The 22,350-nt window shown below is 69.6% G+C and carries 20 protein-coding genes and 1 pseudogene; 10 read left to right on the forward strand and 11 right to left on the reverse strand.

Annotated features, from left to right (window positions below):
* Positions 1-8: 8 nt before the first annotated feature.
* Complete coding sequence (locus tag AB0K67_RS33410; protein WP_364068117.1) at positions 9-830, reverse strand: trypsin-like peptidase domain-containing protein; 822 nt, start codon at positions 828-830, stop codon at positions 9-11.
* Between the two features lie 505 nt (positions 831-1,335).
* Here AB0K67_RS33410 and AB0K67_RS33415 point away from each other — a divergent pair.
* Positions 1,336-2,238: a diacylglycerol kinase family protein gene (locus AB0K67_RS33415; protein ID WP_364068118.1), complete on the forward strand. Its 903-nt coding sequence runs from the start codon at positions 1,336-1,338 to the stop codon at positions 2,236-2,238.
* A gap of 18 nt (positions 2,239-2,256) precedes the next feature.
* A pseudogene (locus tag AB0K67_RS33420) lies at positions 2,257-2,352 on the forward strand (MerR family transcriptional regulator); the annotation flags it as partial.
* Positions 2,353-2,358: 6 nt separating this feature from the next.
* On the opposite strand, the gene AB0K67_RS33425 reads toward AB0K67_RS33420, so the two are convergent.
* A complete protein-coding gene (locus tag AB0K67_RS33425; RefSeq protein ID WP_364068381.1) occupies positions 2,359-2,922 on the reverse strand; it encodes an RloB family protein in 564 nt (187 codons plus the stop codon).
* A 65-nt stretch (positions 2,923-2,987) separates the two neighbouring features.
* Positions 2,988-4,337, reverse strand: a complete 1,350-nt coding sequence (locus tag AB0K67_RS33430) for an ATP-binding protein (RefSeq protein ID WP_364068119.1) — start codon at positions 4,335-4,337, stop codon at positions 2,988-2,990.
* Positions 4,338-4,574: 237 nt separating this feature from the next.
* Here AB0K67_RS33430 and AB0K67_RS33435 point away from each other — a divergent pair, with 237 nt between their 5' ends.
* Together AB0K67_RS33435 and AB0K67_RS33440 are read left to right on the forward strand one after the other, a co-directional pair.
* Positions 4,575-5,015, forward strand: a complete 441-nt coding sequence (locus AB0K67_RS33435; protein ID WP_364068120.1) for a DNA-binding protein — start codon at positions 4,575-4,577, stop codon at positions 5,013-5,015.
* Between the two features lie 76 nt (positions 5,016-5,091).
* On the forward strand, positions 5,092-6,153 hold the full coding sequence (locus AB0K67_RS33440) for a glycoside hydrolase family 19 protein (protein WP_364068121.1): 1,062 nt from the start codon (positions 5,092-5,094) through the stop codon (positions 6,151-6,153).
* Positions 6,154-6,328: 175 nt separating this feature from the next.
* Here the strand turns inward: AB0K67_RS33440 and AB0K67_RS33445 are convergent, their stop codons facing one another.
* Together AB0K67_RS33445 and AB0K67_RS33450 are read right to left on the reverse strand one after the other, a co-directional pair.
* The gene (locus AB0K67_RS33445; protein WP_364068122.1) at positions 6,329-6,808 is read right to left on the reverse strand and encodes a phospholipase; all 480 of its coding nucleotides are present in this window, start codon (positions 6,806-6,808) and stop codon (positions 6,329-6,331) included.
* A gap of 107 nt (positions 6,809-6,915) precedes the next feature.
* Positions 6,916-7,326, reverse strand: coding sequence for a hypothetical protein (locus AB0K67_RS33450; protein WP_364068123.1), 411 nt, complete (start codon positions 7,324-7,326; stop codon positions 6,916-6,918).
* 193 nt (positions 7,327-7,519) lie between these two features.
* On the opposite strand from AB0K67_RS33450, the gene AB0K67_RS33455 reads away from it, so the two are divergent.
* Both AB0K67_RS33455 and AB0K67_RS33460 read left to right on the forward strand, forming a co-directional pair.
* Positions 7,520-7,948: an anthrone oxygenase family protein gene (locus AB0K67_RS33455; RefSeq protein ID WP_364068124.1), complete on the forward strand. Its 429-nt coding sequence runs from the start codon at positions 7,520-7,522 to the stop codon at positions 7,946-7,948.
* 85 nt (positions 7,949-8,033) lie between these two features.
* Positions 8,034-8,504: a PPOX class F420-dependent oxidoreductase gene (locus tag AB0K67_RS33460; RefSeq protein ID WP_364068125.1), complete on the forward strand. Its 471-nt coding sequence runs from the start codon at positions 8,034-8,036 to the stop codon at positions 8,502-8,504.
* Between the two features lie 23 nt (positions 8,505-8,527).
* Here the strand turns inward: AB0K67_RS33460 and AB0K67_RS33465 are convergent, their stop codons facing one another.
* Together AB0K67_RS33465 and AB0K67_RS33470 are read right to left on the reverse strand one after the other, a co-directional pair.
* Positions 8,528-9,682, reverse strand: coding sequence for a serine hydrolase domain-containing protein (locus AB0K67_RS33465; RefSeq protein ID WP_364068126.1), 1,155 nt, complete (start codon positions 9,680-9,682; stop codon positions 8,528-8,530).
* A gap of 314 nt (positions 9,683-9,996) precedes the next feature.
* Positions 9,997-10,719, reverse strand: coding sequence for a Clp protease N-terminal domain-containing protein (locus AB0K67_RS33470; protein WP_364068127.1), 723 nt, complete (start codon positions 10,717-10,719; stop codon positions 9,997-9,999).
* 63 nt (positions 10,720-10,782) lie between these two features.
* On the opposite strand from AB0K67_RS33470, the gene AB0K67_RS33475 reads away from it, so the two are divergent.
* Positions 10,783-12,240 (forward strand): serine hydrolase domain-containing protein, encoded by a 1,458-nt coding sequence (locus AB0K67_RS33475; RefSeq protein WP_364068128.1) that lies wholly within the window; start codon positions 10,783-10,785, stop codon positions 12,238-12,240.
* A gap of 657 nt (positions 12,241-12,897) precedes the next feature.
* Here the strand turns inward: AB0K67_RS33475 and AB0K67_RS33480 are convergent.
* The 4 genes from AB0K67_RS33480 to AB0K67_RS33495 all read right to left on the reverse strand — a co-directional run bounded on the left by AB0K67_RS33480 (position 12,898) and on the right by AB0K67_RS33495 (position 18,859).
* Positions 12,898-14,739 (reverse strand): ABC transporter ATP-binding protein, encoded by a 1,842-nt coding sequence (locus AB0K67_RS33480; RefSeq protein WP_364068129.1) that lies wholly within the window; start codon positions 14,737-14,739, stop codon positions 12,898-12,900.
* Entirely contained in the window at positions 14,739-16,868 is a 2,130-nt protein-coding gene (locus tag AB0K67_RS33485; RefSeq protein ID WP_364068130.1) for an ABC transporter ATP-binding protein, read from the reverse strand. Before AB0K67_RS33485 ends, AB0K67_RS33480 begins: the two co-directional genes overlap by 1 nt.
* Positions 16,869-17,141: 273 nt before the next feature.
* Complete coding sequence (locus AB0K67_RS33490) at positions 17,142-17,999, reverse strand: fumarylacetoacetate hydrolase family protein (protein ID WP_364068131.1); 858 nt, start codon at positions 17,997-17,999, stop codon at positions 17,142-17,144.
* A complete protein-coding gene (locus AB0K67_RS33495; protein WP_364068132.1) occupies positions 17,996-18,859 on the reverse strand; it encodes a dioxygenase in 864 nt (287 codons plus the stop codon). Before AB0K67_RS33495 ends, AB0K67_RS33490 begins: the two co-directional genes overlap by 4 nt.
* Positions 18,860-18,911: 52 nt before the next feature.
* Between AB0K67_RS33495 and AB0K67_RS33500 the strand changes: the two genes are divergently transcribed.
* The 3 genes from AB0K67_RS33500 (at position 18,912) to AB0K67_RS33510 (ending at position 22,305) form a co-directional block, all read left to right on the forward strand.
* Complete coding sequence (locus AB0K67_RS33500; protein ID WP_364068133.1) at positions 18,912-19,607, forward strand: FCD domain-containing protein; 696 nt, start codon at positions 18,912-18,914, stop codon at positions 19,605-19,607.
* A gap of 398 nt (positions 19,608-20,005) precedes the next feature.
* Positions 20,006-20,239, forward strand: a complete 234-nt coding sequence (locus AB0K67_RS33505) for a hypothetical protein (protein WP_364068134.1) — start codon at positions 20,006-20,008, stop codon at positions 20,237-20,239.
* Positions 20,236-22,305: a DUF6571 family protein gene (locus AB0K67_RS33510; RefSeq protein ID WP_364068135.1), complete on the forward strand. Its 2,070-nt coding sequence runs from the start codon at positions 20,236-20,238 to the stop codon at positions 22,303-22,305. The genes AB0K67_RS33505 and AB0K67_RS33510 overlap by 4 nt, the downstream gene beginning before the upstream one ends.
* Positions 22,306-22,350 lie beyond the last annotated feature (45 nt).

Raw genomic sequence — 22,350 nt, forward strand, 5'->3', positions numbered from 1 at the left:
CCTTCGCGTCATATCTGCAGCCCTTCGCCGGGCGGTCCTTCGCCGTCGTCGCCGCCCAGGGCCGCGCCGATCGGCACCGCGAACGCGATGCCGGCGAACGCCTCGTCGCCTCCCGGGTCGGCGATCGAGACGACGATCCCGATCACCAGGCCGCGCGAGTCGAGGAGCGGGCCGCCCGAGCTGCCCGGGTTGGCGGCGGCGTCGAACTGGATGAGCCCGTTCAGGTCGCCGTCGTCGGAGTCGCGGTCGGCGGACCTGTTCAGGCCGGACACGACGCCGGTCGAGACGCTGTAGGTCAGGCCGAGGGGGTTGCCGATCGCGATCACGGGCGCTCCGACGGACACGGCGCCGCCGAGCGTCGCTGGGACGACGACCTCGGGCAGCTTCTGCGGCTTGAGCGTGGCGACGTCACGCTTGGGGTTCGCTGAGGTGACGGCGGCCTTGCTCTTGGTGCCGTCGGAGAAGCGCAGCGTGACGTCCTTCGCGCCTTTGATCACGTGGTACGCGGTCAGGACCGTTCCGTCGTCGGCCGCGATCACTCCGGTGCCGAGCGACTTGCCCGCCTGGATGACCACCACCGACGGCCCGACCCGTTCGAAGACGTCGGACACGCTCAACGTGGCACTGGGTGACGGCGTCGGGCTGGGGCTCGGCGCGGCCTCCCGGCCGCCTGCGCCGATGCTGCCCAGGGCGTACGCCAGCACCGCCACGATGACCAGCGCCGCACCCCCGACGACGAACCATCGGACCCGCTTACCGGCTTCGGCTTTCGGGGGCGTCTGAGCCTCCTGAGCCTCGGCCGCGCCGTCCGCCTGCGGCACGCGCTCCATCGCCCCATAGTCATAAATCTCAGGCGAAAGTGCTACAAACTTCGCCTGAGAACTTCATGAGAACCGGCTGGGAGTCTGGGTTTTGTAGCGGCGGAGGTAGCAGTGCCGACCACCCGCATATCCGACCACCAAGTATCCGACCACCAAGGCCAGACCGTCCACGCCCGCGTTCCGCCTCCCCCTCTCCACGCCTGGCCCCGCAGCCGCGCGCCGCCCCCTCTCCCCAAGAAGCCCCGCAGCCGGGCGACGCCGCCACCACCGGACTGCGTCCCCTTCTCAGCGATCGGCCCGCAGCCGAGCGGCGGCCCCGCCACCGGGTTCCGCCCTCCTTTCTCTTCCCCATGAAGTTCGCAGCCGCGGCGGTGGGGTGATCGGGGGCGCCGGTCCGGCCGGGACAGCCGGAAGCCGCACCGCAATGCTTCCACCCCGCGGCGGGGTGTGGAGGTTTGGGGGCGCGGGGCGGGGTAGGCGTCGGCCCCGGAGGACGCGGCGAGGGAGGGCTTCGATGCGCCGGTTGCTGGCGATCGTCAACGCGGCGGCGGGCGGCGCCGCCGACGACGTCGTCTCGGACATCGTGAACGTGCTGCGCGAGCACGCCGACACCGCAGAGGTCCGGCTCGACGCGCCCGATGCGCTGGCCAAGGCCCTGGACGAGCATCCCGACCGGGACCCGGTGGTGCTGGGCGGCGACGGCAGCCTGCACCGCCTCGTCGCCACTCTGGCCGAGCGAGGAGAGCTGGCCAGCAGGACCGTCGGCCTGATCCCGCTCGGCACCGGCAACGACCTGGCGCGCGGACTCGGCGTACCACTCGATCCCAAGGAGGCGGCGCGGGCGGCGGCTCTGGGCCGGCCCCGGCCGATCGACCTGCTGCGCGACGACGAGGGCGGCGTCGTGGTCAACGCCGTGCACATCGGCGTGGGCGTGGAGGCCGCCCGTACGGCGACGCCGCTCAAGCCGGTGCTGCGCAGCTTCGCGTACGCGGTCGGCAGCCTGGTGGCGGGCGCGCGTACCAAAGGATCGCCGCTCAAGGTGGAGGTGGACGGCCGGGTGGTCGCGGACGGACGGCGCAGGGTCCTCATGGTCGGCATCGGCAACGGCACCTCGATCGGCGGCGGCACGCCCCTCACCCCCGGCGCCCACCCCTCGGACGGGCAGGCCGACGTGGTGGTCTCGTTCGCCACGGGGCCGTGGCAGCGGCTGCGGTACGGGGTGCTGCTCAAGCTCGGGCGGCACGTGGACAGGCCGGAGGTGGCCGCCGTGCGCGGGACGCGGGTCCGGATCAGCGGTCCCGCCGTGCACGTGAACGCCGACGGCGAGCTGACCGGCCCCTACGCCGAACGCACCTGGACCGTCGAGCCCCACGCCTGGCGGCTGTCCATGCCGGAGGTCGCGTCTCAAGCGACTTGAGGTCCGATAGTGGCGGGCATGGACGAGCTCTACTCGATCGGGGACGCGGCCCGCCGTACCGGGCTCAGCGTCAGCGCGATCCGCCTCCACTCCGACGCCGCCATCGTCGCTCCGCGCGGATCAGCCGCTTGTTCCCCGGTGGCCTTGGATGCTCTCGATGAGTCGCCAGACGCCCGAACTCGGGTTGGATCTCGGGGGTGAGCCGTCACCCTCGTGTTTGGTGTCCAGCTTCTGCGCGCGGTCACGGGCGACGTCGTAGCGGTCGGTCAGCTGCTCAAGCGCACGTGGGGTCAGCGCCTTCTCGCAGGACAGGTGCTTCTTGGCCAGCGTCTGCGCTAAGCCTCGTTCGAGCGCGGCCGTCTGATTCTGGAAGTGGAGCAGGAACCACAGCTCGACACACGGGTTCGAGACAGCGATGTTGATCTGGTTGTCGGCGGCCAGCCGATAGGTCTCCGGGAGGTTCGGGAACTCGTCCACATCGAACATGCACCAGTACTCGTCGAAGGCACTGCCACGACCGCGTTTCGCCTCACGCTGGTCCGCTCGTTTGCGAGCACAGGCAGCGCGTACGAGGTCGAGCGGAACGCCATGGAAGTCATCGATCTCCACGATGACGCGCTCCCTGCAGAGCCGATACCAGTACTGCAAATACAGCACCTCGGTCTTGGTGCCTTCGGTGAACACGTAGAGGGTGCGCCTGGTGCTCTGCGCCGCCGGAACCCTTTGCGAGCGGCTTCGCGGTTTGCGGGTCACTGGTGACCGCCCGCTATGAGACGAGCGACTTCGATGAACTCCTCGTGGCTGACGATCGGCGTCGCACCGTAGCGGCCGGAAAGGTACCGCTTCCCTATGGCTTCCTCCTGGCGCGGCGACAGATCCGACAAGGGGTAGAGACGGCTGCGGCCATCCGCGAGCTTCTCGGTGAACCAGATCTGATCGCGTCCCAGGGACCGCGAACGCGTGGTGCTGCCCAGAAGCGACGGAGCATGGGAGCTGAAGATCAGCTGCGCACCGTGGGGGTTGGCCTCCGGGTCCTGGAACAGACCGATGAGCCGCTCCGTGAGCAGGGGATGCAGACTCGACTCCAGTTCGTCGACCAGGAGGACGGTCCCCGACTGCAGAGCCTCGAAGACGGGCCCCACGATCCCGAGCCAGACGAGAGTGCCCAGCGACTCCTCCGACACGTTGAAGTCCACGTCATCCCGCACGCCGCGGTGACTGAGCACTAAACCCAGCTCAGTGAGGTCGATCTCCGGAAATCCCTCGGCATCGTCCTCATGCCCGGCCAGGATGAGAATGGCGCGGCGGACCCGTTCGAGCACCTTGGGGTCGGGTGGCCGGATCCTGACATCCGCGATGCCGAGGTCCGCGGCGCGAAGCAGCGCCAATACCTGCTCCCGGCTCGCGTCCTCGCGAAGGAGCTGTGCGGTGAACGCCCATCGCGCCTGCCTGCTCGACGCCTCCGCGAGCTTCAGGTTGCGACCGAACCAGTCGTAGAGCGGAAGCAGATCCGGATGCTCGCCCGCTGCCGCAGCCGACAGGAAGAGGGCGTTCGGCCTGACGATGCGCTCGATCGCCCTTCCTATCGTCCGCTTTCCTGCGGGTATCTCGATCTGTTCGCCGTGTGTCCGGTTGAAGATCAAGGCCGCGCGGCCATGCGGATAACGGTATGCCCACTCCTGGAGAACGCGCCGGCTGTCCACGATGACGCCGTACTCGTGACGGACGCCGTTGAGCACGAGATCGATCTCGTAGCGGGTCGGCTTGTCGGCCGCCTCGGGATCGAGCCGGAAGCTGTGCCGGTGAACGCCCCCAGACGGGTCACCGGACCGAAACGAGAACAGCACGAGGTCTCTGAGATGGTGCAGCGCCTTGAGCAGGTTGGTCTTGCCCGAGGCGTTGGCGCCGAACACGCCTGCCGCGGGGAGAACCCGGAGGGGACGGCCGCCTTTGCGGTGCCAGTGAACCTCTCTCGGCACGCCCTTCTCCGCTTGAGCCGTCGCCTCAAGCGAGAAGTCCAACTCGTCATAGAACGAGTAGGCATTCTCCGCCCGGAACGCCAGAAGCATCGAGAGCTGACCCGCCTCGCCGTCCGCCATGAGCGCGATTATTGCGGGAAATCTGCAATTTAGCAATTGAGCCTGACCGAAGTCGCGCTGACAGAGCCTCCATAGGCCGTGCGCAAATGGCTAGAAAATCGGACAACCGCCGATTAACAGAAACCTCCCGCCTCGACGGCCCGACTGGCGCTTAGCAGGGGCACACCTACAGGCCTTAAACAGTCTGTTCAAAACGTTATGTTGACAACACTGCATGAGGCGCGGGACCGTGGGTTCATGCACAGTGAGCAAACCGACCCCTTTGCCGCGCCGGATCCCGAACGGGCGCGCGCCGGGCGGGTCCACGCCTCCCTCTTCCGCATCGCCGAGCGCCACGCCGCCACCGACGAGCAGCGCAGCCGTCAGGTCCACCCCTCGGCGCTCGCGCCGCACGAGGCCGTCAGGCTTGTGACGTTCCTGCTCAGCGGGGCCGCACAGCTCGACGACGGCGAGCCGGAGGTGGACAGGGCCGACATCACCGCCGCACTGACCCTCGTCCCGCTGGTGCGCGGCGAGCTCGACGCGCTGGAGGCCGGGCTGCTGCGGATGGCGCGCGGACGCGGCATGACCTGGCAGGAGATCGCGTACGGCCTGGGCCTCGGAACGGCGCAGGCGGCGAGACAGCGCTACGAGCGCCTGGCCGGACGCACCGCGACCGCCGAGGAGGGCGCGGGCTGACTTTGGGCCTTGCGCGGGGCCAGGGCGTCCGTTAACTCTTAGGAAAGTTTCCTAAGAAAATCGAGGGAGAGATCTCGTGCGTAGACTCCTGGCCCACCTGGCCGCGTTATGCCTGGCCGCGGGGGTGCTCGCGGTGCTGATGCCGAGCGCGGCGAACGCCGCCGCCTGCGCGAGCCCCTGGAGCTCCTCGGCGGTCTACACCGGCGGGGCGCTGGTGTCGTACAACGGGCGCAACTACCAGGCCCGGTGGTGGACCCAGGGCGAGACCCCGGGCAGCGCCGAAGTCTGGTCCGACCAGGGCTCCTGCACCGGCGGCAGCAGCGGGGGCGGGACGAGCTGCAATTACCCGAACTGGGTGGCCGGGCAGTGGTACCCGGTGGGCAGCATCGTCCGCTACACCGACGGCAACCACTACATCGCCGTCCACGAGAACCCCGGCTACGACCCGGTGATCAGCCACTGGTACTGGGACCCGTACACCTGTGACGGCGGCTCCACCGACCCGAACCCCGACCCGTCCGGGTTCGTGGTGAGCCAGGCGCAGTTCGAGCAGATGTTCCCGAACCGGAACGGCTTCTACACCTACAGCGGCCTCGTCGCGGCGCTCAGCTCGTTCCCCGCCTTCACCGAGACCGGCAGCGACACCGTCAGGAAGCAGGAGGCGGCGGCCTTCCTCGCCAACGTCAGCCACGAGACCGGCGGCCTCGTCCACATCGTGGAGCAGAACACCGCCAACTACTCCCACTACTGCGACACCCGCCAGTCGTACGGCTGCCCGGCCGGCCAGTCCGCCTACTACGGCCGCGGCCCCATGCAGCTGAGCTGGAACTACAACTACAAGGCCGCCGGTGACGCGCTCGGCCTGCCGCTGCTCACCAACCCGTGGCTGGTCGAGCAGGACGCGTCCGTCGCCTGGAAGGCGGCCGTGTGGTACTGGATGACCCAGACCGGCCCCGGCATCATGACCCCGCACAACGCGATCGTGGGCGGGCACGGCTTCGGCGAGACCATCCGCAGCATCAACGGCGGCGTGGAGTGCAACGGCGGCAACCCGGCCCAGGTGCAGAGCCGGATCACCACCTACCAGCGCTTCACCCAGATGCTCGGCGTCTCCCCGGGCGGCAACCTGTCCTGCTGATGCCTCCCCGGACAGCCCGCTCTTACCGAGCGGCGGTCCCTTCCTGGACGGCCCGCCCGCCCCCGTGTGGCGGGCCGTCCCATGTCCCGTCCGGCCCTGCCGGCGCTCCGTACAGTCCGGCTGGCTCCGTCCGGTCCCGTCGGCTCGGTCCGGTCCGCAGTTCCGGACGGGCCCGTCACATGAAGCCGGCGAGCCGATCCCCCGACACCAGCGCGCCGACCCTGCGCACCGCCTGGTAGTACGACCAGGCCAGGCGGTCGCACACTCTCCTGCGCGCCCCTTGGTGACCCGCGCACACCTGGCGCATGTCATGCAGGAAAGCGTCGTCCACGTGGGCCTTGTTCTCGTCGAACCGGCTCACCGCCTTGTAGTTGCGGTAGCCGAAGTCGTGCCGCGTGCAGGGCATCGTGAAGTCGAAGCCGAGCGGCTTGTCGGGGCTCGCCGAGCACTGGTCGGTGGACCAGTCGAAGGCGTACGCGGCCCATGACGCCTGATCGGCCCAGGCGCTCCGCCAGGCGGCGGCGCTTTCGTCGGTGGGCTGGGTGAACGCGGCGAGCGCGGCCAGCTTCTGCTCCAGCGTCACGGCGTACGCCGGAGCCGGGTACACCAGGACGGCGGTGGTCATGGCGAGAGCGGCGAAGGATCGTCCGAGCATGAGAGCCTGCCTGTCGTGCCGGAACCTGTCCAGGCAAGCGTCACCTGATCACCCGTCGCGGCACGGGGAGACACGCGGCGGTTCTCCCCAAGTTCCGCTCATGATTCTCAGTAGATGCGGTACTTCTTGCCGCAGTTGTCGAACTTCCCGGCCCAGCAGGTGAACGTGTACACCTTCTGGATCCCCCGGCCGCTCCACGTGCCGACGACCTTGCCGTCCCACGCCTTGTTGAACTTCACCCAACGGCCGTTCCGGTACACCTCGAACCAGACCCAGCCCTTCTTACCACCGCGCTTGTCCACGCCGTACCACTTCGTGAACACCTTGCCGTGCGACTTCCACGTCTCACCGAACGTGTACGCCTTGTAGTCGCTGGAGAAGAACTTCCCCCACGTGACCGTTGCAGAGTGAGCGGTGCTCGCGGTCGTGGCCGAAGCGGCCTGCGCCGGACTGCTGATCGCCAGGCCGGTAACGGCCATCGAACCGGCAAGGGCGGCGATCGCCAAGGTCTTCCGCATTTCGGGTTCCTCCCCGTCATTCGGTGTGTTCCGCTTGATGACAGGGACAGTACGGAGCTTCACCCCGATCAACTGTGGACGAATACGCACAACGACCGTGACGGCCGTCACACTCCGATGTTGAGACGCTCACTTATGCAGATGAGCGTAATGACCATGGACCGTCTCACTGTATGGCCGTCACCATGAAGGCATGCTGGTTCTGGCTCTCGTCACCCTCCTGCTGCACGGCGCCCTCATGGGTCTCTTCTACGCCTTCTCCATGTCCGTCATGCCGGGCCTGAACGCCATCGACCCGGCCCACGCGGGGGCGGCGATGCGCAGTATCAACCGCAAGATCCTCAACCCGTGGCTGTTCATCGTGTTCATGGGCTCGCCGCTGGCGGCTTTGGTGACCGGGATCGTCACCGGGTCCGTCTGGTTCTACGCCGCGGCGGTGGCCAACGGCGTCGGCTCGTTCCTGGTCACCGTGGCGATCAACGTACCGATGAACAACGCCTTGGACGCGGGCACGATGCCGTACCAGAAGTACGCGCCGCGCTGGACGCGCTGGAACACGATCAGGACCGTGGCCTGCGCGGTGAGCCTCGTCCTGACCGGTATCGGCCTGACCGCGCTCTGACGCCGGCACCACCCGCGAGGCGGTGCCGGCGCTGATGGCAGGATCGGGCGTGTTCCACCTCACGCGTCATGAGAGGCACCCGCAGATGGCACCCAACATCGCCACCGCCCGCCGCGTCGAGCTCCCCGAACTGCTCGACTTCCTCCGCCCCCGCCACCACGGCCTGCTCTCCACCACCCGCTCCGACGGGCGGCCCCAGCTCTCGCCGGTCTCATGCGGTGTGGACGACTCCGGCCGGATCGTGGTCTCCACCTACCCCGACCGCGCCAAGGCCATCAACGCCCGGCGCGACCCTCGGGTGTCGATCTGCGTGCTGTCCGACGACTGGAACGGCCCGTACGTGCAGGTCGACGGACGGGCCGAAGTGCTCGACATGCCGGAGGCACTGGAGCCGCTGGTCGAGTACTACCGGTGCATCGCGGGCGAGCACCCCGACTGGGACGAATACCGCGAGGCCATGCGCCGCCAGGACAAGTCGCTGATCCGCATCACCATCGAGCGGTGGGGGCCCATCGCGACGGGCGGCTTCCCTGCCCGCCTGTTCCAGAACGACTGACCGGTCCCCGCTGCGGCGGACCGTCACCCCTTCAGGGCGCAGAGGGCCTTGTCCAGGGCGCCCTCGACGTGCTGCTGCCCCTCGACCGTGGTCGGCAGGTGGGTGACCGCGATGGCGGCGGCGCGGCCGTCCTCGGTGGCGGCATTCGTCGTGTAGTAGCCGGGGATGGCGCCGCCGTGACCCCACGCCGTGCCGCCGCAGGACAGCTTGACCGCGCTCAGGCCGAGCCCGTACCGGCCGCCGGGGCCGAGCTGGGGCGCCTTGACCGTGGTGCGCATCTGCTTGAGCTGCGCGGGCTTGAGCAGCTTGCCGTCGAGCAGCGCGGTGAAGAAGCGGTTCAGGTCGCTCGGCGTCGAGATCATCTGGCCGGCGGTCCACGCGCTGGACGGGTCGGAGACGGACACGTCGGTCATCGGCTTGGCCGGGTCGTCACGGTGGTAACCGGTGGGGTGGGGGTCGCGGATCTTCTGCTCGCCGACGCCCGGGAAGTAGGTGTGGGTCAGGCCGATCTTCTTGATCGTCCGCTTGGTGATCTCCTCGGCCGCCGGACGGCCGGTGACCTTCTCGATGATCAGGCCGGCGACGATGTAGTTGGTGTTCGTGTACGACCACTTCGTGCCCGGCGCGAACTGCGCTTTCTTCTTCAGCGCCATGTCCAGCAGGTCACGCGGCTGGAAGTAGCGGTGCTGGTACGGCAGCGCGCCCTTGGCCAGGAAGTCCGTGTACTCGGGCAGGCCGCTGGTGTGCTGGAGCAGCTGCCGTACGGTGATGCGGCGGCCGTCGATGCCCTTGCCGCGCAGCAGCCCCGGCAGGTACTTCTCGACCGGGCCGTCCAGCTTGATCTTGCCTTCGCCCACGAGCTGCAGGATCGTCACCGCCGTGAACGTCTTGGTGTTGCTGCCGATGCGCACGTACCCGTCGGCGGGCGGCTCGCCCTTCCCGGCCGTGTAGTCGGTCATCTCGCCGTCCCTGTCCTGCACGGTGGCGATGGCGGCGGGGAACTTGTCCTTGGTGACCAGGTCGTCGAGGAGGTCCTGCACGACGGCGCCCGAGGCGTCGGCGGTCTTGGTGGCGTACATGGCCGTGGCGGCGTGTGCGGCGGTCACGGCGGGGCCGGCCAGGACGGCGAGGGCGAGGGCGGAGGTGCCGGTCCAGCGAAGGGTGCGTCGAGTGATCATGCGCCCAAGCTACTGACGGGCACCTGGCGCCATCGATCCCGCAGACGCGACACCCTAGGTAGGGCTACCTGTACCATCCCGGCACCGCCACGGGCGGAGTGGCGGCTATCCGCCCGGTCGAGAAGTTGCGCACCCTCCCTTCACGATCCCGCTGATCACCGCGTGCAGGGCAGCGGTACACCCGCCCGCGCCTGAACGCCCGCTGATCACAAGGGTCGAGCAGCGGCCCGCCCGCCCGGCCGAGGACGTCCGCACCCGCCATCACGGGCCCCGCCGACCGGCGGATCGCCGCACCTGAGCCCCCGTCCTCCCGCCTACGCCTCCCGGGCGCGCAGGATCGCCTCCAGTGCCGCCCGTACGGCGGCCCGCGTCGGTTCGAGCATGACCCCGCGTTCCCGCAGCAATCCGACGGACTTCTCGCGGAGCAGGCCGAGCAGCATGTGCTCGGTGCCGACGTAGTTGTGCCGCAGCTCGGCCGTCTCCAGCAGCGCGGCCTGGAGGGCGCGGCGGGCGTCAGCGCCGATGGGAAGCGTGTCGGGTGACCCGGGGCCGGTGGTGAGCTCCCGTTCGAGGTCGGCGCGGAGCACGGCGGGGTCGGCGCCCTGGGCGGCGATCGCGCGTACGGCCAGCGTCTGCTGATCGTCGAGGATGCCGAGCAGCAGGTGGTCGGCGCCGACGGCGGTGCTGCCGGTGCGGCGGGCGTGCGCCTCAGCGCGTTCGAGCGCCTCCTTGGCGCGGGCGGTGTAGCGGTCGAACGCACCGGTCTGCGCGAGGTCGGCCACGGTGAGGCTGGCCCAGCGGCGGCCGTAACGCTGCTGGGCGGCCTGGCGGCTGATGCCGAGGTGGTCGCCGATGTCGGACCACGAGCAGCCTTCGGCCCTGGCCAGCTCGACGAGGTAGCCGAGCAGCCGGTCGCCGACGCCCTGCAGCTCCGACAGCACGCCCTCGGCGACGGAGAGGCGGGTCAGCGGGTCGGCGCTGTCGCTGCGTTCTTCGACGATCGACAGCAGGGCGGTGAGGTCGGGTAGCTCGGGCACCCTCCCATTATGCTGTCAACGTAATCCTTGACACTTTGCGAACGTCAAGGACATCGTTGACGCATGGACATCGCGAAGCTGGCGGAGGCACTGGACGTCCTCACGCCGGAGATCCTCGACCACTGCGGCGCACCCGGACTCTCCCTCGCCGTCGGCGTGGGCACCGAGGTGGCGCTGACCAGGGCGTACGGGCTGGCGGACGTCGCCAGCGGCCGCCCCATGACCACCGACACGGTCGGCCCCACGGGCTCCGACTGCAAGGCGTACACCGCCGTCGCCGCCCTGCAACTCGTCGAACGCGGCCTCATCGGGCTGGACGACCCGCTGGACGAGCACGTGCGCAACCCGCTCGGGGAACGTTCCATCACGCTGCGGGACCTGCTGACCCACCGCAGCGGGCTGGGCACGAACATGGGCAACTGGGACCACGTCCCGCCCCCGCCGCTGGGCGAGCACCTGCGGCGCGTGCTCACCGAGGCCAGGTCGGACGCGTACGGGGGCACGCTGCTGCCGTTCTGGGCCGCGCCCGTCGGCGAGCGCTACACCTACAGCAACATCGGCATCGCCCTGGTCGGCCACCTGGTGGAGCTGCTCAATCCCGACGGGGTGAGCTTCTCCGAGTGGGTGGCGCGGCACGTGTTCGAGCCGCTGAAGATGGGCTCGACCGTGTTCCCGCCGGCGCAGCACCCCGACCACGTGCCGGCCGAGCTGCTCGCCCGCCGCTCCACCGGGTACGCCACGCTGCCGGGTCTCCGGCTCACGCTGCCGCCGCTCTACCCCGGCGACTATCCGGCGGGGTCGGCGCTGAGCACGCCGTCCGACCACGCCCGCTTCATCCTGGCCCTGCTCAACGGCGGCCGCCTGGACTCGGGAGCGGTCCTCGCGCAGGAGACCGCCCGGCAGATGATCACCGCCCAGGCGTCCGGCGGCACCCGCATGGGGCCCAGCCCTTCGGCGTCGGTCGGCTTCGTCTTCAACGTGTTCGACGGCGGCGAGCACCCGTACATCGGGCACGGCGGCGAGTACCTGTGGGGCTGGAACCACTTCACGCGCGGCTGGACCGAAGACCGCGTTGTGCTGGTGATCTCCACCAACCAGTACGACCTCGGCGACCTCGGCCTCTCCGACCGTCCGAGCCACGCCGCCGCCCGCCTCGTCGCCGACATCGTCACCGCCTGGGTCCACGGCACCGACCCGCGCCCCCGCCGCTCCCCGGCCTCAGGCCGCAGCTACCTGGCCGGCCTGCTCGTCGGCGACCGCCTCACCACCCGCCTCGGCATCCCCACCCCGCCCACCGCCGAGCAGATCTCGGCGATGGCGTCCACCGCCGAGGCCAAGGGCGGCTGGGACCCGGACGCCTTCGCCCAAGGCGTCCGCCGAGTCCGCCTCACCGCCAACCCCCTCCTCGACAACGCCCTCACGATCCGCCGCGAACTCCCAGACCACGAGGCAGAGCTGCTCAAACGCCAACTAGGCGTCCCGAACCTGGGCGCCCGCGCCCGCACAACGTCAGCCTCGTAAGCACCGCAGACGCCCTCAGCAGTCCGCTCAGGAGATCCCCCATCTCCACCGCGGCGCCGTCGTTGTGCACCTCGGTCGAATCGAACGTCGGCCGAACCCTGCGAACGGACGCTCGCGAGCCCACCCGCATGCCGTTGGCACCGAGCTCAGTCGCGCACCGGCTCCCCGCCGCCCTGCGCACAGAGTCCCGGGCTCGCTCACGCACCGGCCCCTGCGCACGACCGCACACCGGCCGGCGGGGCCGACCACGCACCAGCCCCAGGCTCGGCCCCGCCCCGGCCCCCGCGTCCACTCGCGCACCGCCTTCCGGGCCCGACCGAGCACCCAGCCCTCAGGCGCGACCACACGGCCGCCCGAAAACCCACCCACACACCGACCCCCGGCCCAACCACACACCCAACCCTCAAGCCCAACCACACCGCCACCCGAAAACCCACCCACACACCGACCCCCCCCAGCCCAACCACACACCCAACCCTCAAGCCCAACCACACCGCCACCCGAAAACCCACCCACACACCGACCCCCCGGCCTCGCCCGCCCACCGGCACGCGAACGCCGACCCCGAGGTGAGTCCCCGCACAGCCATCACCCCGACGCCGCGTCCCACGCCGGCTCCCCGAGTGTGTTCGCGCGCCACCGCCGGCGCCGCCGCCCTCAACCGGTGCCGGCGGTCTCGCCGGTGCCCACCGGGACGAAGCCCGTGCCTGCCCGGTAATTCGGCGACTGGTGGCGGAAGTAGGTGTTGTAGACCTGGCAGTAGCGGCCGCCGCGGGCGAGCAGCGTGGCGTGGTCGCCCTCCTCCACGATGCGCCCGTGGTCGAGCACGATGATGCGGTCGACGTGCTCGATCGTGGACAGCCGGTGGGCGATGACGATGGAGGTGCGGCCGGCGAGCACCACGTCGAGCCCTTCCTGGATCTGCGCCTCGGTGAGCGGGTCGACGCTGGCGGTGGCCTCGTCCAGCACGACGATGGCCGGGTCCTGGATGAGCAGCCGGGCCAGCGCGACGAGCTGCCGCTGCCCCATGGACAGCGCCCGCCCGTGCTCGCCGACGTCGGTCTGCAGCCCGTCGGGCAGCGCGTCGATCCAGTCGCCGCCGCCCACGGCCGAGGCGGCGGCGAGCACCTCGTCGTCGGTCGCGTCGGGGCGCGGGTAGCGGATGTTGTCGGCGACGGTGCCGCTGAACAGGAACGGCGCCTGCGGCACCGCGCCGATCTGCCGCCGGTAGGAGGCGAGGTCGAGGGTGCGGATGTCGTGGCCGTCGATCAGCAGCCGGCCGTCCTGGAACTCGTAGAAGCGGGTGATCAGCTTGCTGAGCGTGGACTTGCCGGCCCCGGTGTGCCCGACCAGCGCCACGCTCTCGCCGGCCTCGATGGTCAGATCGAAGTCGCGCAGTACGGGATGGGCGGGGTCGTAGCCGAAGGTCACGCCGTCGAACTCGATGCGCCCGGCCAGCCGCCCGACCTGCCGCGCGTCGGTCTGCACCACCCGGGGCGGCGCGTCGATCAGCGCGAAGACGCGTTCGGACGCCGACAGCCCCTGCTGGAACTGCGACCAGAACGCGGCGATCGAGGTGAGCGGCATCCAGAAGAGCGCGACGCCCTGCAGGAACAGATACCAGTCACCGGCGCTCAGCCGCTCGTCCAGCACGGCGGTGCCGCCGAGCTGGACGAGCGCGACGGTGGCGAGCCCCGCCACGAGGAAGAGCACCGGGAAGATGCCGGAGAAGACGAACCCCTGGCGCAGCGTCACCTGGTAGCTCTGCTGGTTGATCGGCCGGAACTCGTCGTAGACCTGCTGCTCCTGGCGGAAGTTCTTCGCGACGGCGATGCCGCCCATCGTCTCCTGGAGGTTGGCGTTGACCCGGCTCAGCGAGCGCTGGGCCTGGCGGGTGCTGGCCCGCGCGATGCGGCGGAACAGCAGCGCGAGCCCCACCACCACGGGCGCGACCAGCAGCGTCAGCAGCGCCAGCTCGACGCTGCGCAGGAACAGCAGGAACGTGACGAACCCGACCATCAGCACCTGGCTGATCAGGTCCATCGTCAGCGTGGAGACGGTGGCGAAGTCGTCGGTGTCGGAGGTCACCCGGCTGACGATGCGCCCGGACGGCGTCTCGTCGTAGAACGACATGTCGCGCTCGAGCACCGCGTCGAAGGCGTCTTCGCGCAGCTTGAGCACGACGTCGCCGGTGACGCGGGCGCTGAAGTATTGGCGTACGAAGTTGAACACCCACCCGAGCGCCCCGGTCAGCAGCAGCCCGACGACGAACATCCAGCCGACCCGCCCGATCGTGCCGTCGGCGATCGCGTCGACGACGTAGCTGGTCAGCAGCGGCACGAACGCCTGGCTGGTGGACGACAGCACGATCATCACGGCCACCAGCACCATCGACCAGAGCTTGGGCCGGAAGTAGGACAGGATCCGGCGCAGCAGGTCGCGGTCGTTGTAGGTGCGGTCGTAGTCCTCGGCGTCGAGGCCGTCCATGATGAAGCCCATCAGCGCACGCTCCCCTGCTCGCCACTGAGAACAGCCGTCCCGGCCCCGGACCCGGACGCGCCTTCCCGGGGTCCGTCATCCTTGGACATGTCTTCCGGAGGTCCGTCATCCTTGGACGCGGCGTCGCCGGACGGGCCATCCCCGGCCATGCCACCATCGGCCCCGCGCCCTCCGGCCACGCCGGCCACGGCCGCACCGGCCCCGGCCTCGGCCGCGCCATCCTCAGCCGCGCCGGCCCCGGCCTCGGCCGCGCCATCCTCAGCCGCACCGGCCCCGGCGGTGCCGTCTCCGGCCGCTTCACTCGCTGAGACGTCGTCGTCGCCCACCGGGCCGTAGTCGGCCTCGTCGTAGTGGGCGAAGATGCGGCGGTAGAGCGGGCTGCGGGCGATGAGCTCGTCGTGGGTGCCGCAGTCGACCAGCTCGCCCCTGCGCAGCAGCACGACCTTGTCGGCCCAGCGGATCTGCGAGAGCCGATGAGTGATCATCAACGTCGTACGCCCTTCCAACACCCGCTCGATGGCCTGCTGGATCTTGTCCTCGGTGGCCGAGTCGATGGCGCTGGTGGAGTCGTCCAGGATGAGGATCGCCGGGTCGGTGAGCAGCGCCCGCGCGATGGCCAGCCGCTGCCGCTGCCCACCCGACAGCGTGACGCCGCGCTCGCCGATCACCGTGTCATAGCCGTCGTCCAGCTCGGCGATGAACTCGGCGGCCTGCGCGTCCTCCGCCGCCCTGATCACGGCCTCGCGGTCGGCGCGCTGGCCGAGGCTGAAGGCGATGTTCTCGGCCACCGAGCGGGAGAAGAGCACGATGTCCTGCTCGATGGTGGAGATCTGGGAGCGCAGCGAGTCGAGGTCCCATGCGCGTACGTCGACGCCGTCGATGAGGATGCGCCCCGACGTGACGTCGTAGATGCGCGGCACCAGCTTGGTCAGCGTGCTCTTGCCCGACCCGGTCTCGCCGACGATCGCGACGGTCTCGCCGGGCTTGACGGTGAAGCTGATGCCGCGCAGCGCCGGCTCCCCGCCGTCGTCGTAGCCGAACGTGACATCGTCGAAGACGATCTCGCCGGAGATGCGTGCGGCGTGGCCGTCGGCGGGCTGGCACAGCTCGGTCTCGGCGGTGACGATGCCGAGGATGCGGCCGGCGGAGGCGATGCCGATCTGCACCAGCGAGAACGTCCAGATCGACATCTGGGTGGGAAAGCCCAGCATGACCATCAGCCCCATGAACGCCACCAGGTCGCCGACCGTGATCACGCCGATGCTCTGGAGGTGGATGGCGTGCCACAGGGCGGCGGCGAGCGCGCCGGCGAACAGCAGCGTCGGGAGGTAACGGGCCTGGACGAGCCCGTTGCGTACGAAGGAGTCACGGTAGCGGCGCGCGCGGGCGCGGAACCGCGTGCGTTCCTGCCCCTCCTGCGCCATCACCTTGATCACTTCGATGCCGCGCACCGCCTGGCTGAGCCCCGCGTTGAGGTCGCCGAACTCTTCGCGCATGCGCGTGGCGACCGGGTTGAGCTGGCGCATGTAGTGCCACAGCGCGAGCACGAAGACGACCGCGAACGCGCAGGGCACCAGCAGCAGCCGCGGGTCGATGGCGGCGATGAAGAGCAGCGGCACCAGCCCGGCCAGGCTGGAGTCGACGATCAGATCGACCCCCGGCGAGATCATGACGGACAGCTGCCTGATGTCGTTGGCGGCGCGGGCCATCAGGTCGCCTACCCGTTGCCGGTTGTGGAAGGTCTGGCTCTTGCCGAGCAGGCTCACGTAGAGCTCGTCGCGCGCGTCGCGTTCGAGCCGCTTGGCCAGCACCTCGCTGGACAGCCTGGCCATCAGGTCGAACAGGCCGCGCGCGAGCACGATGACCAGCAGCACGAGCACGATGAGCGTCAGCGCCCTTGCCGGGTCTCCGCTCGTGCCGAGCACGGCGTCGAACGCGGCCCCGGTGAGCTGCGGGACCGAGGCGTTGAGTGCCGTCATGATGACGGAGCCGCCGAGGAACCCGACGAGCTGGACCGGATGCCGGCGCAGGTGGGACCAGAGCCAGCGCACCGGCCCGCGCTGGTCGTAGCGCGGCCCGGAGACGTCGAACTCGGAGTTCGTCGTGGTGGCGGGCGTGGTGACGGACATGGCCTCCCCCAGGCCGGTGACGGTGGGTGTGCGTGGACTTGATGTGTACCACCGAGAACCGACAATTTCTGGCCGCCGGTCCGCCGCGCCCGTCACCAGAAGTTATGGCAGTGGACCGCACACCCCAGGCTCATGTAGGGCCCCGCGTCACGGGTGCGCCAGGCTTACGGATGTCCGTCCGCCACGGAGGTCCGCAGGCTTGCGCAAGGCCACCTCTCACAGGATGCGCAGGCTTCTTACGTAAGGCCGCCACTCACAGGATGCGCAGGCTTCCTACGTAAGGCCGCCCGTCACAGGGGTGCGCAGCACGCCGAGGCGGTCGATCTCCACCTCCACCACGTCGCCGGGCCGCAGCAACCACGGCGGGTTGCGCACGTAACCGACCCCTTCCGGAGTGCCGGTGGCGATCACGTCGCCGGGATTGAGCGTGAGCGTACGGCTGATCAGCGACAACACCTCGCCCACGCCGAAGATCATGTCGCGCGTGTTGCCGTCCTGGACGAGCGTCCCGTTCACCCTGGTACGCACCCGCAGCCCGTCACGCAGGTCGCCCACCTCATCGGCGGTGATGATCGGCCCGAGTGGGCCGCTGCGGTCGGCGTTCTTGCCGAGCGTCCACTGGCTGGTGAGCTTCTGGGCGCGGCGGGCGGTGAGGTCGTTAAAGGTGGAGTAGCCGAGCACGGCCTTCAGCGCGGTGTCGGGGTCGGCGTAGCGCAGCGGTTCGGCGACGTACGCGGCCACCTCGCCCTCCCAGTCCAGCCCGTCCTCGCCAGCCGGGACCGCCACCGGAGCCCCGCCCACGCTCAGCGACGCCGTCCACCGCCCGAACAGCGTCGGATGCTCCGGCACCTCGAACGCCCCCTCCGCCGCGTGCGCCCGGTAGTTGAGCCCCACGCAGATCACCCGCGCGGACGGCGGCACCGGCGGCACGAACTCCACCGCCTCGGTGGACAGCGTGGCGTGCTCGTCGGCCAGCCGCAGCCCGCCGCGGATGCCGGCCACCTCGGCGACCAGCCACCGCGCGTCCGCCCAGAACTCGTTCACCTCGGCGAGCAGCGTCACCGTCTCGCCGTCGAGCCGCGCCACCCGTACGACGTCGTCCCCGCGCACACGGACACCGACCAGCTTCACCGCTCCTCCTTCCAGTCGAGCGGCACCAGCTTGAGGTCGAACTCGATCTCCTCGTACGGCCCGTCCATCCCCCATCCCTCCGTACGCGGCACCGGCTCGCGGATCAGCTCGTCCTTCACCGCGTACGCGGCGTCGGAGCCCAGGTAGGGGTCGCCGGCCAGGAACACGTGCGTGGTCAGCGGCCGGTATCCGGTGGCGGTGACCCGGTAGTGGAAGTGCGCGGGACGCATGGGGTGGCGTCCGATGGCGTCCAGCAGCCGTCCCGCGGTGCCGTCGGTGGGCACGGGGTAGCTGCTCGGCCGGATCGTACGGAACCAGTAGCGCCCCTCCACGTCGGTGGTGAACAGGCCGCGCAGGTTGCCCAGGTCCTGCCTGTCGTCCTGGGTGTCGTACAGGCCGGTGTCGTTGGCCTGCCAGACGTCCACCACCGCGCCGGGCAGCGGCATGCCGTCGCAGTCGAGCACCCGCCCGTGCACCACGGTCGGCACGCCGCGCTCCCGCTCGGGCCCGTTGCTGATCCACGCGCCCGGCTGCCGCTCCGGGGCGGGCGAGTGGAACGGGCCCTCCACCGACGATGGCGTCATGCCCTCGGGGCCCTCGTTATTGACCGCGTCCACCGCGCTGGTCAGGCCCAGCATGTCGGACAGCAGGATGAACTCGTTGCGGTGCGCGGTGCACATGCGGCCGGTCTCGATGAGGAAGTCGAGCCCTGCGTTCCACTCGCCTTCCGTGGGCCGCACCTCCTCGACGAAGGCGTGCAGGTGACGGACGAGCGCGGAGACCACCTCGTTGATCCGGGGGTCGGGCCCGTCGATCTGGCTCAGGACCTGTCGCAGCAGCGGGGTCACATAGTCCTCCAAAGGCTTGACCGGAGCGTAGCGCCGCCGCGCTCGAAAGACCAGAATGGTTCGGGTGTTTTCTGGTACGCCTCCGACCCGCGCCGAGTCCCTGGCCGCCGACATCGAAGCGCTGATCGCCGAGCGCGGTCTCGGGCCTGGCGACCTGATCGGCACGATGGACGAGTTCCGTGACATGTCGGGTTACGGCCGCGCGACCATCAGCGAGGCGGCCCGCCTGCTCAGCGACCGCGGCACGGTCGAGATCAGGCCCGGCCGCAACGGCGGCCTGTTCGTGGCCGCGCCCAACCCGATCGTGCGGCTGCGGCACACGCTGCTCACCGTACGCTCGATGCCGGCCACGGTGGCCGACGCGATCGCCGTACGCGAATCTCTGGAGCCCCTGATCGCCGCCGACGCGGCCCGCCACCGCACCCGCCAGGACATCACCGACCTGCGCAGACTCCTCACCGCGCTCAAGCGATCGACCGCCGACCGCGACCGCTTCATGCGCGCCAACTGGGCGCTCCACGAGCGGATCGCCGAGATCACCCCCAACCACCTGGCCAAAGCGGTCTACCTGGCCATGACCCGCTGCGTGTCCGACCTGTCGGAACGCGCCGACCCCGACGGCAGCGCCGACCAGGACGAGTACCTGCGGCATCGCGTCGAGGTGCACGCCGAGCTGGTCGAGGCCATCGCGGCGGGCGACCTCGCGCGCACCGCCACCGCGGTGGAACGCCACCGCGGCGCTCGCCCGCTGACCACCTAGGAGTCGACCCAGGCGTCAGCCCCGCTCGCGACCACCTGAAAGCCCTCGACCAAGGCACCGGCCACTTGACCGCCTGACAGCAGGCGAGCACCACCGCGCTGGGCCGGCCACCGACCACCTGACGGCCGTCGAACACCACCGCACCGCATCAGTCACCGGCTTGGGCGTGGCCGCCATCCTGAAAATCGTGTCGCGGCACATCGCCGGGCCGCCGTCGTGCCGCATGAGAACGTCGCGAAGCCGCCACTGACACACACTCAAATGCGCAATAGCGACGAACCGTATTCGCGTTTCCATGCCTTCTCGGTTGTACGGCGCAACGAACGCCCGCTGCAGCGCGTCACCGCTGGTTACGCTGTTCGCGTCACCCAGTTGTCGGCAGCCTCAGGGGACGCGGAATGGCGACGCAGGAGCAGATCGACGCCGTGCGCCGGCAGATCGAGCAATTGCGGGATCAACACGGTGGCGACGTCCGCGGGGTGATCCACCTCATCAACTCCGGCGCGATGAAAGGCCCCGCCGCCGACGCGCTGGTAAGCGAGGCCCAGGGCTGGGATCGAGCGCTGAAGGGCATGTTCGACCGCGCCCTTGCCATGCTCGACACGCTCCGCCCGGACGGTGCCGGCCGATGAGCCCGCAGCCCGTGCCGCTCGGCATCGACCCGGCGCTGATGACGCAGCTCATCAACCTGATGAAGCGGCTCAGCACCACCATCCCCGACATGGGCGCCCAGGTGGACAGAAGTCTCGCCACGGTGCAGCTCCAGCTGTACGGCCCCGGCACAGCCCGCGACATCGGCCGGCAGATCGCCGGCAAGGTGCCCGACCTGCAGCGGCGGCTCGACCTCATGCTGGCCGCGCAGAAGGTCGCGCTCGACACCTCGAAAGCGCTCTGGGCCGACGAATCCAAGTGGCTGTCCGACACGCCCGCCGCCGGCGCCGCCACGGCCAAGCGCCTCGCGGACGCGCTGCGTACTGGATTGAAGAAGGGCACGATCGACGCCAAGACGCTCGCCGAGCTGCAAAAGCACCAGGAGGACCCGTACTTCGCCGTGGCGTTCGCCACCCAGATGCCGCCGCACGAGCTGAAGAGCCTCATCGCGAAGCTCTACCGCGGCCAGACCACCCCGGCCGGCGCCGACCCGGAGGTCATGGCCCAGCTGGACAAGCTGTCGGCCGCGCTCGGCACCATCCTCGGCACCGCATCACGTGGGGCCGGCGGCATGAAGCTGCCCAAGGGGTACGTCGATGAGCTGCTGAAACACCTCGACATCCCGGAGACCGCGTTCGCGCTGAACAAGCTCCTGCGCAGCGGCACCTACGACGACGCCTTCCTCCTCGAGATCGCCACCAAGGTCTACGACTACGAGCGCAAGCAGCCCCGGCAGTCCCCGTACTGGCTTAACTTCACGCCCACCACCCAACCGGCCAACGATCTCCCGGCCGCCTATAAGGATCCGATGGCCGCCGTCGCCGCCGCGCTCGCCAACAATTCCCGGGCCGCCCAAGACTTCTTCACCGACCCGAAACGCAAGCCCCTCGACTACCTGATGCGCGAACGCCCCTGGCACGAGTACACCGACACCGACCTCGGCAACGCCCTCGAAGCCGCCACCAGGACCTTCCGCGACCACGACCAGCCGCCGGAGCAGTCACGCGGATACAAGTCGGCGCTGATCGCCTCATGGGCGATGCACTTCTGGGGCAACCCGCAGGTGCAGAACAACCTCCCCCACACCCGGCAGAACGTGGGGAACATCATCAGCGCGTACATGAGCGACTTACACCGCGCTTCTGTGGATCGGGTGGCTCACAAGCCGGGGGTGATCACGCGCGACCCCGACACAATGCTGGCCGGCACACAGCCGTACGGTGCCGTCTTCGATCGTGACGGTATCAGCGGCGTCATGAAGTGGGCCTTCGCGGACACTGACGTGCTCAAGACCGTCGTGACGGGCCACGGCCAGTACAGCATCGAAGTGCTGGACGAGCGCGCCGCAAGGCTCGCTGAGCAGAATCGCGCCGATTTCGAGAAATGGCACAAGGCACACCCGAACGCGACCGCCGCCGAGATCGCCGCGCAGCGTCAGAAGATCCTGGAAGAGCGGATGAACGGCGCGGACGGCGCGGTTTTCAGCCAGGCCATCGAACGGCTCAGCCGCACCCTCTTTGTGATCACGGATGCGGGCAACATCGCCAAGATCGAAAGCGCAGACCAACACGACAAAATGTTCAACGCCTTCAAAGAAGCGGTCACCAGCGTGGCGGACCTGGCCCCCGGTCCTCAAGGGAAGATCGCCGGATGGCTCTTCGACAGAGCCAAATCCCAGGTGGCAGACCAGTTCACCGCCGGGGCAGGAGCGGCGGCGCGCAGCGAGGCCGCCACGACGACGGGTCAGACCGTGGACATGTTCATGGACCTCACGGCCGACGCGATGATGCGGCACGGGCTCTTCGGCGACGGAGAGGTGCCGGCGAGGACCCACCCGCACGCGTCGGTGAACTACCCGCGCGGCTCGGAGGGCGACTTCATGGACGGCGACAAGATCATCCCGTGGAGCAAGATGACCGCCAAGCAGCGTGAGGCGTACACGGAATGGATCACCAGCCCTGACACAGGAGCCGTGTTCCGCAACCCTTCCAACGCTGTCACCGAGGGCTTCAACCAGGCCAACGACGCCGGAGGACAAGGCGGATGAGAAAGGTCTCCCTCCCTGCGCTGCTCATCGCGGGAGCACTCGTAA

Source organism: Nonomuraea sp. NPDC052634, from assembly GCF_040678535.1.
In the GTDB taxonomy this organism is placed as follows: Bacteria; Actinomycetota; Actinomycetes; order Streptosporangiales; family Streptosporangiaceae; genus Nonomuraea; species Nonomuraea fastidiosa.

Bases quoted from the DNA above. Each gene is read 5' to 3' on its own strand.
- AB0K67_RS33410 (WP_364068117.1), bottom strand. From the start codon at position 830: ATGGAGCGCGTGCCGCAGGCGGACGGCGCGGCCGAGGCTCAGGAGGCT.
- AB0K67_RS33415 (WP_364068118.1), top strand. From the start codon at position 1,336: ATGCGCCGGTTGCTGGCGATCGTCAACGCGGCGGCGGGCGGCGCCGCC.
- AB0K67_RS33430 (WP_364068119.1), bottom strand. From the start codon at position 4,337: ATGGCGGACGGCGAGGCGGGTCAGCTCTCGATGCTTCTGGCGTTCCGG.
- AB0K67_RS33435 (WP_364068120.1), top strand. From the start codon at position 4,575: ATGCACAGTGAGCAAACCGACCCCTTTGCCGCGCCGGATCCCGAACGG.
- AB0K67_RS33445 (WP_364068122.1), bottom strand. From the start codon at position 6,808: ATGCTCGGACGATCCTTCGCCGCTCTCGCCATGACCACCGCCGTCCTG.
- AB0K67_RS33450 (WP_364068123.1), bottom strand. From the start codon at position 7,326: ATGCGGAAGACCTTGGCGATCGCCGCCCTTGCCGGTTCGATGGCCGTT.
- AB0K67_RS33455 (WP_364068124.1), top strand. From the start codon at position 7,520: ATGCTGGTTCTGGCTCTCGTCACCCTCCTGCTGCACGGCGCCCTCATG.
- AB0K67_RS33460 (WP_364068125.1), top strand. From the start codon at position 8,034: ATGGCACCCAACATCGCCACCGCCCGCCGCGTCGAGCTCCCCGAACTG.
- AB0K67_RS33465 (WP_364068126.1), bottom strand. From the start codon at position 9,682: ATGATCACTCGACGCACCCTTCGCTGGACCGGCACCTCCGCCCTCGCC.
- AB0K67_RS33475 (WP_364068128.1), top strand. From the start codon at position 10,783: ATGGACATCGCGAAGCTGGCGGAGGCACTGGACGTCCTCACGCCGGAG.
- AB0K67_RS33480 (WP_364068129.1), bottom strand. From the start codon at position 14,739: ATGGGCTTCATCATGGACGGCCTCGACGCCGAGGACTACGACCGCACC.
- AB0K67_RS33485 (WP_364068130.1), bottom strand. From the start codon at position 16,868: ATGTCCGTCACCACGCCCGCCACCACGACGAACTCCGAGTTCGACGTC.
- AB0K67_RS33505 (WP_364068134.1), top strand. From the start codon at position 20,006: ATGGCGACGCAGGAGCAGATCGACGCCGTGCGCCGGCAGATCGAGCAA.
- AB0K67_RS33510 (WP_364068135.1), top strand. From the start codon at position 20,236: ATGAGCCCGCAGCCCGTGCCGCTCGGCATCGACCCGGCGCTGATGACG.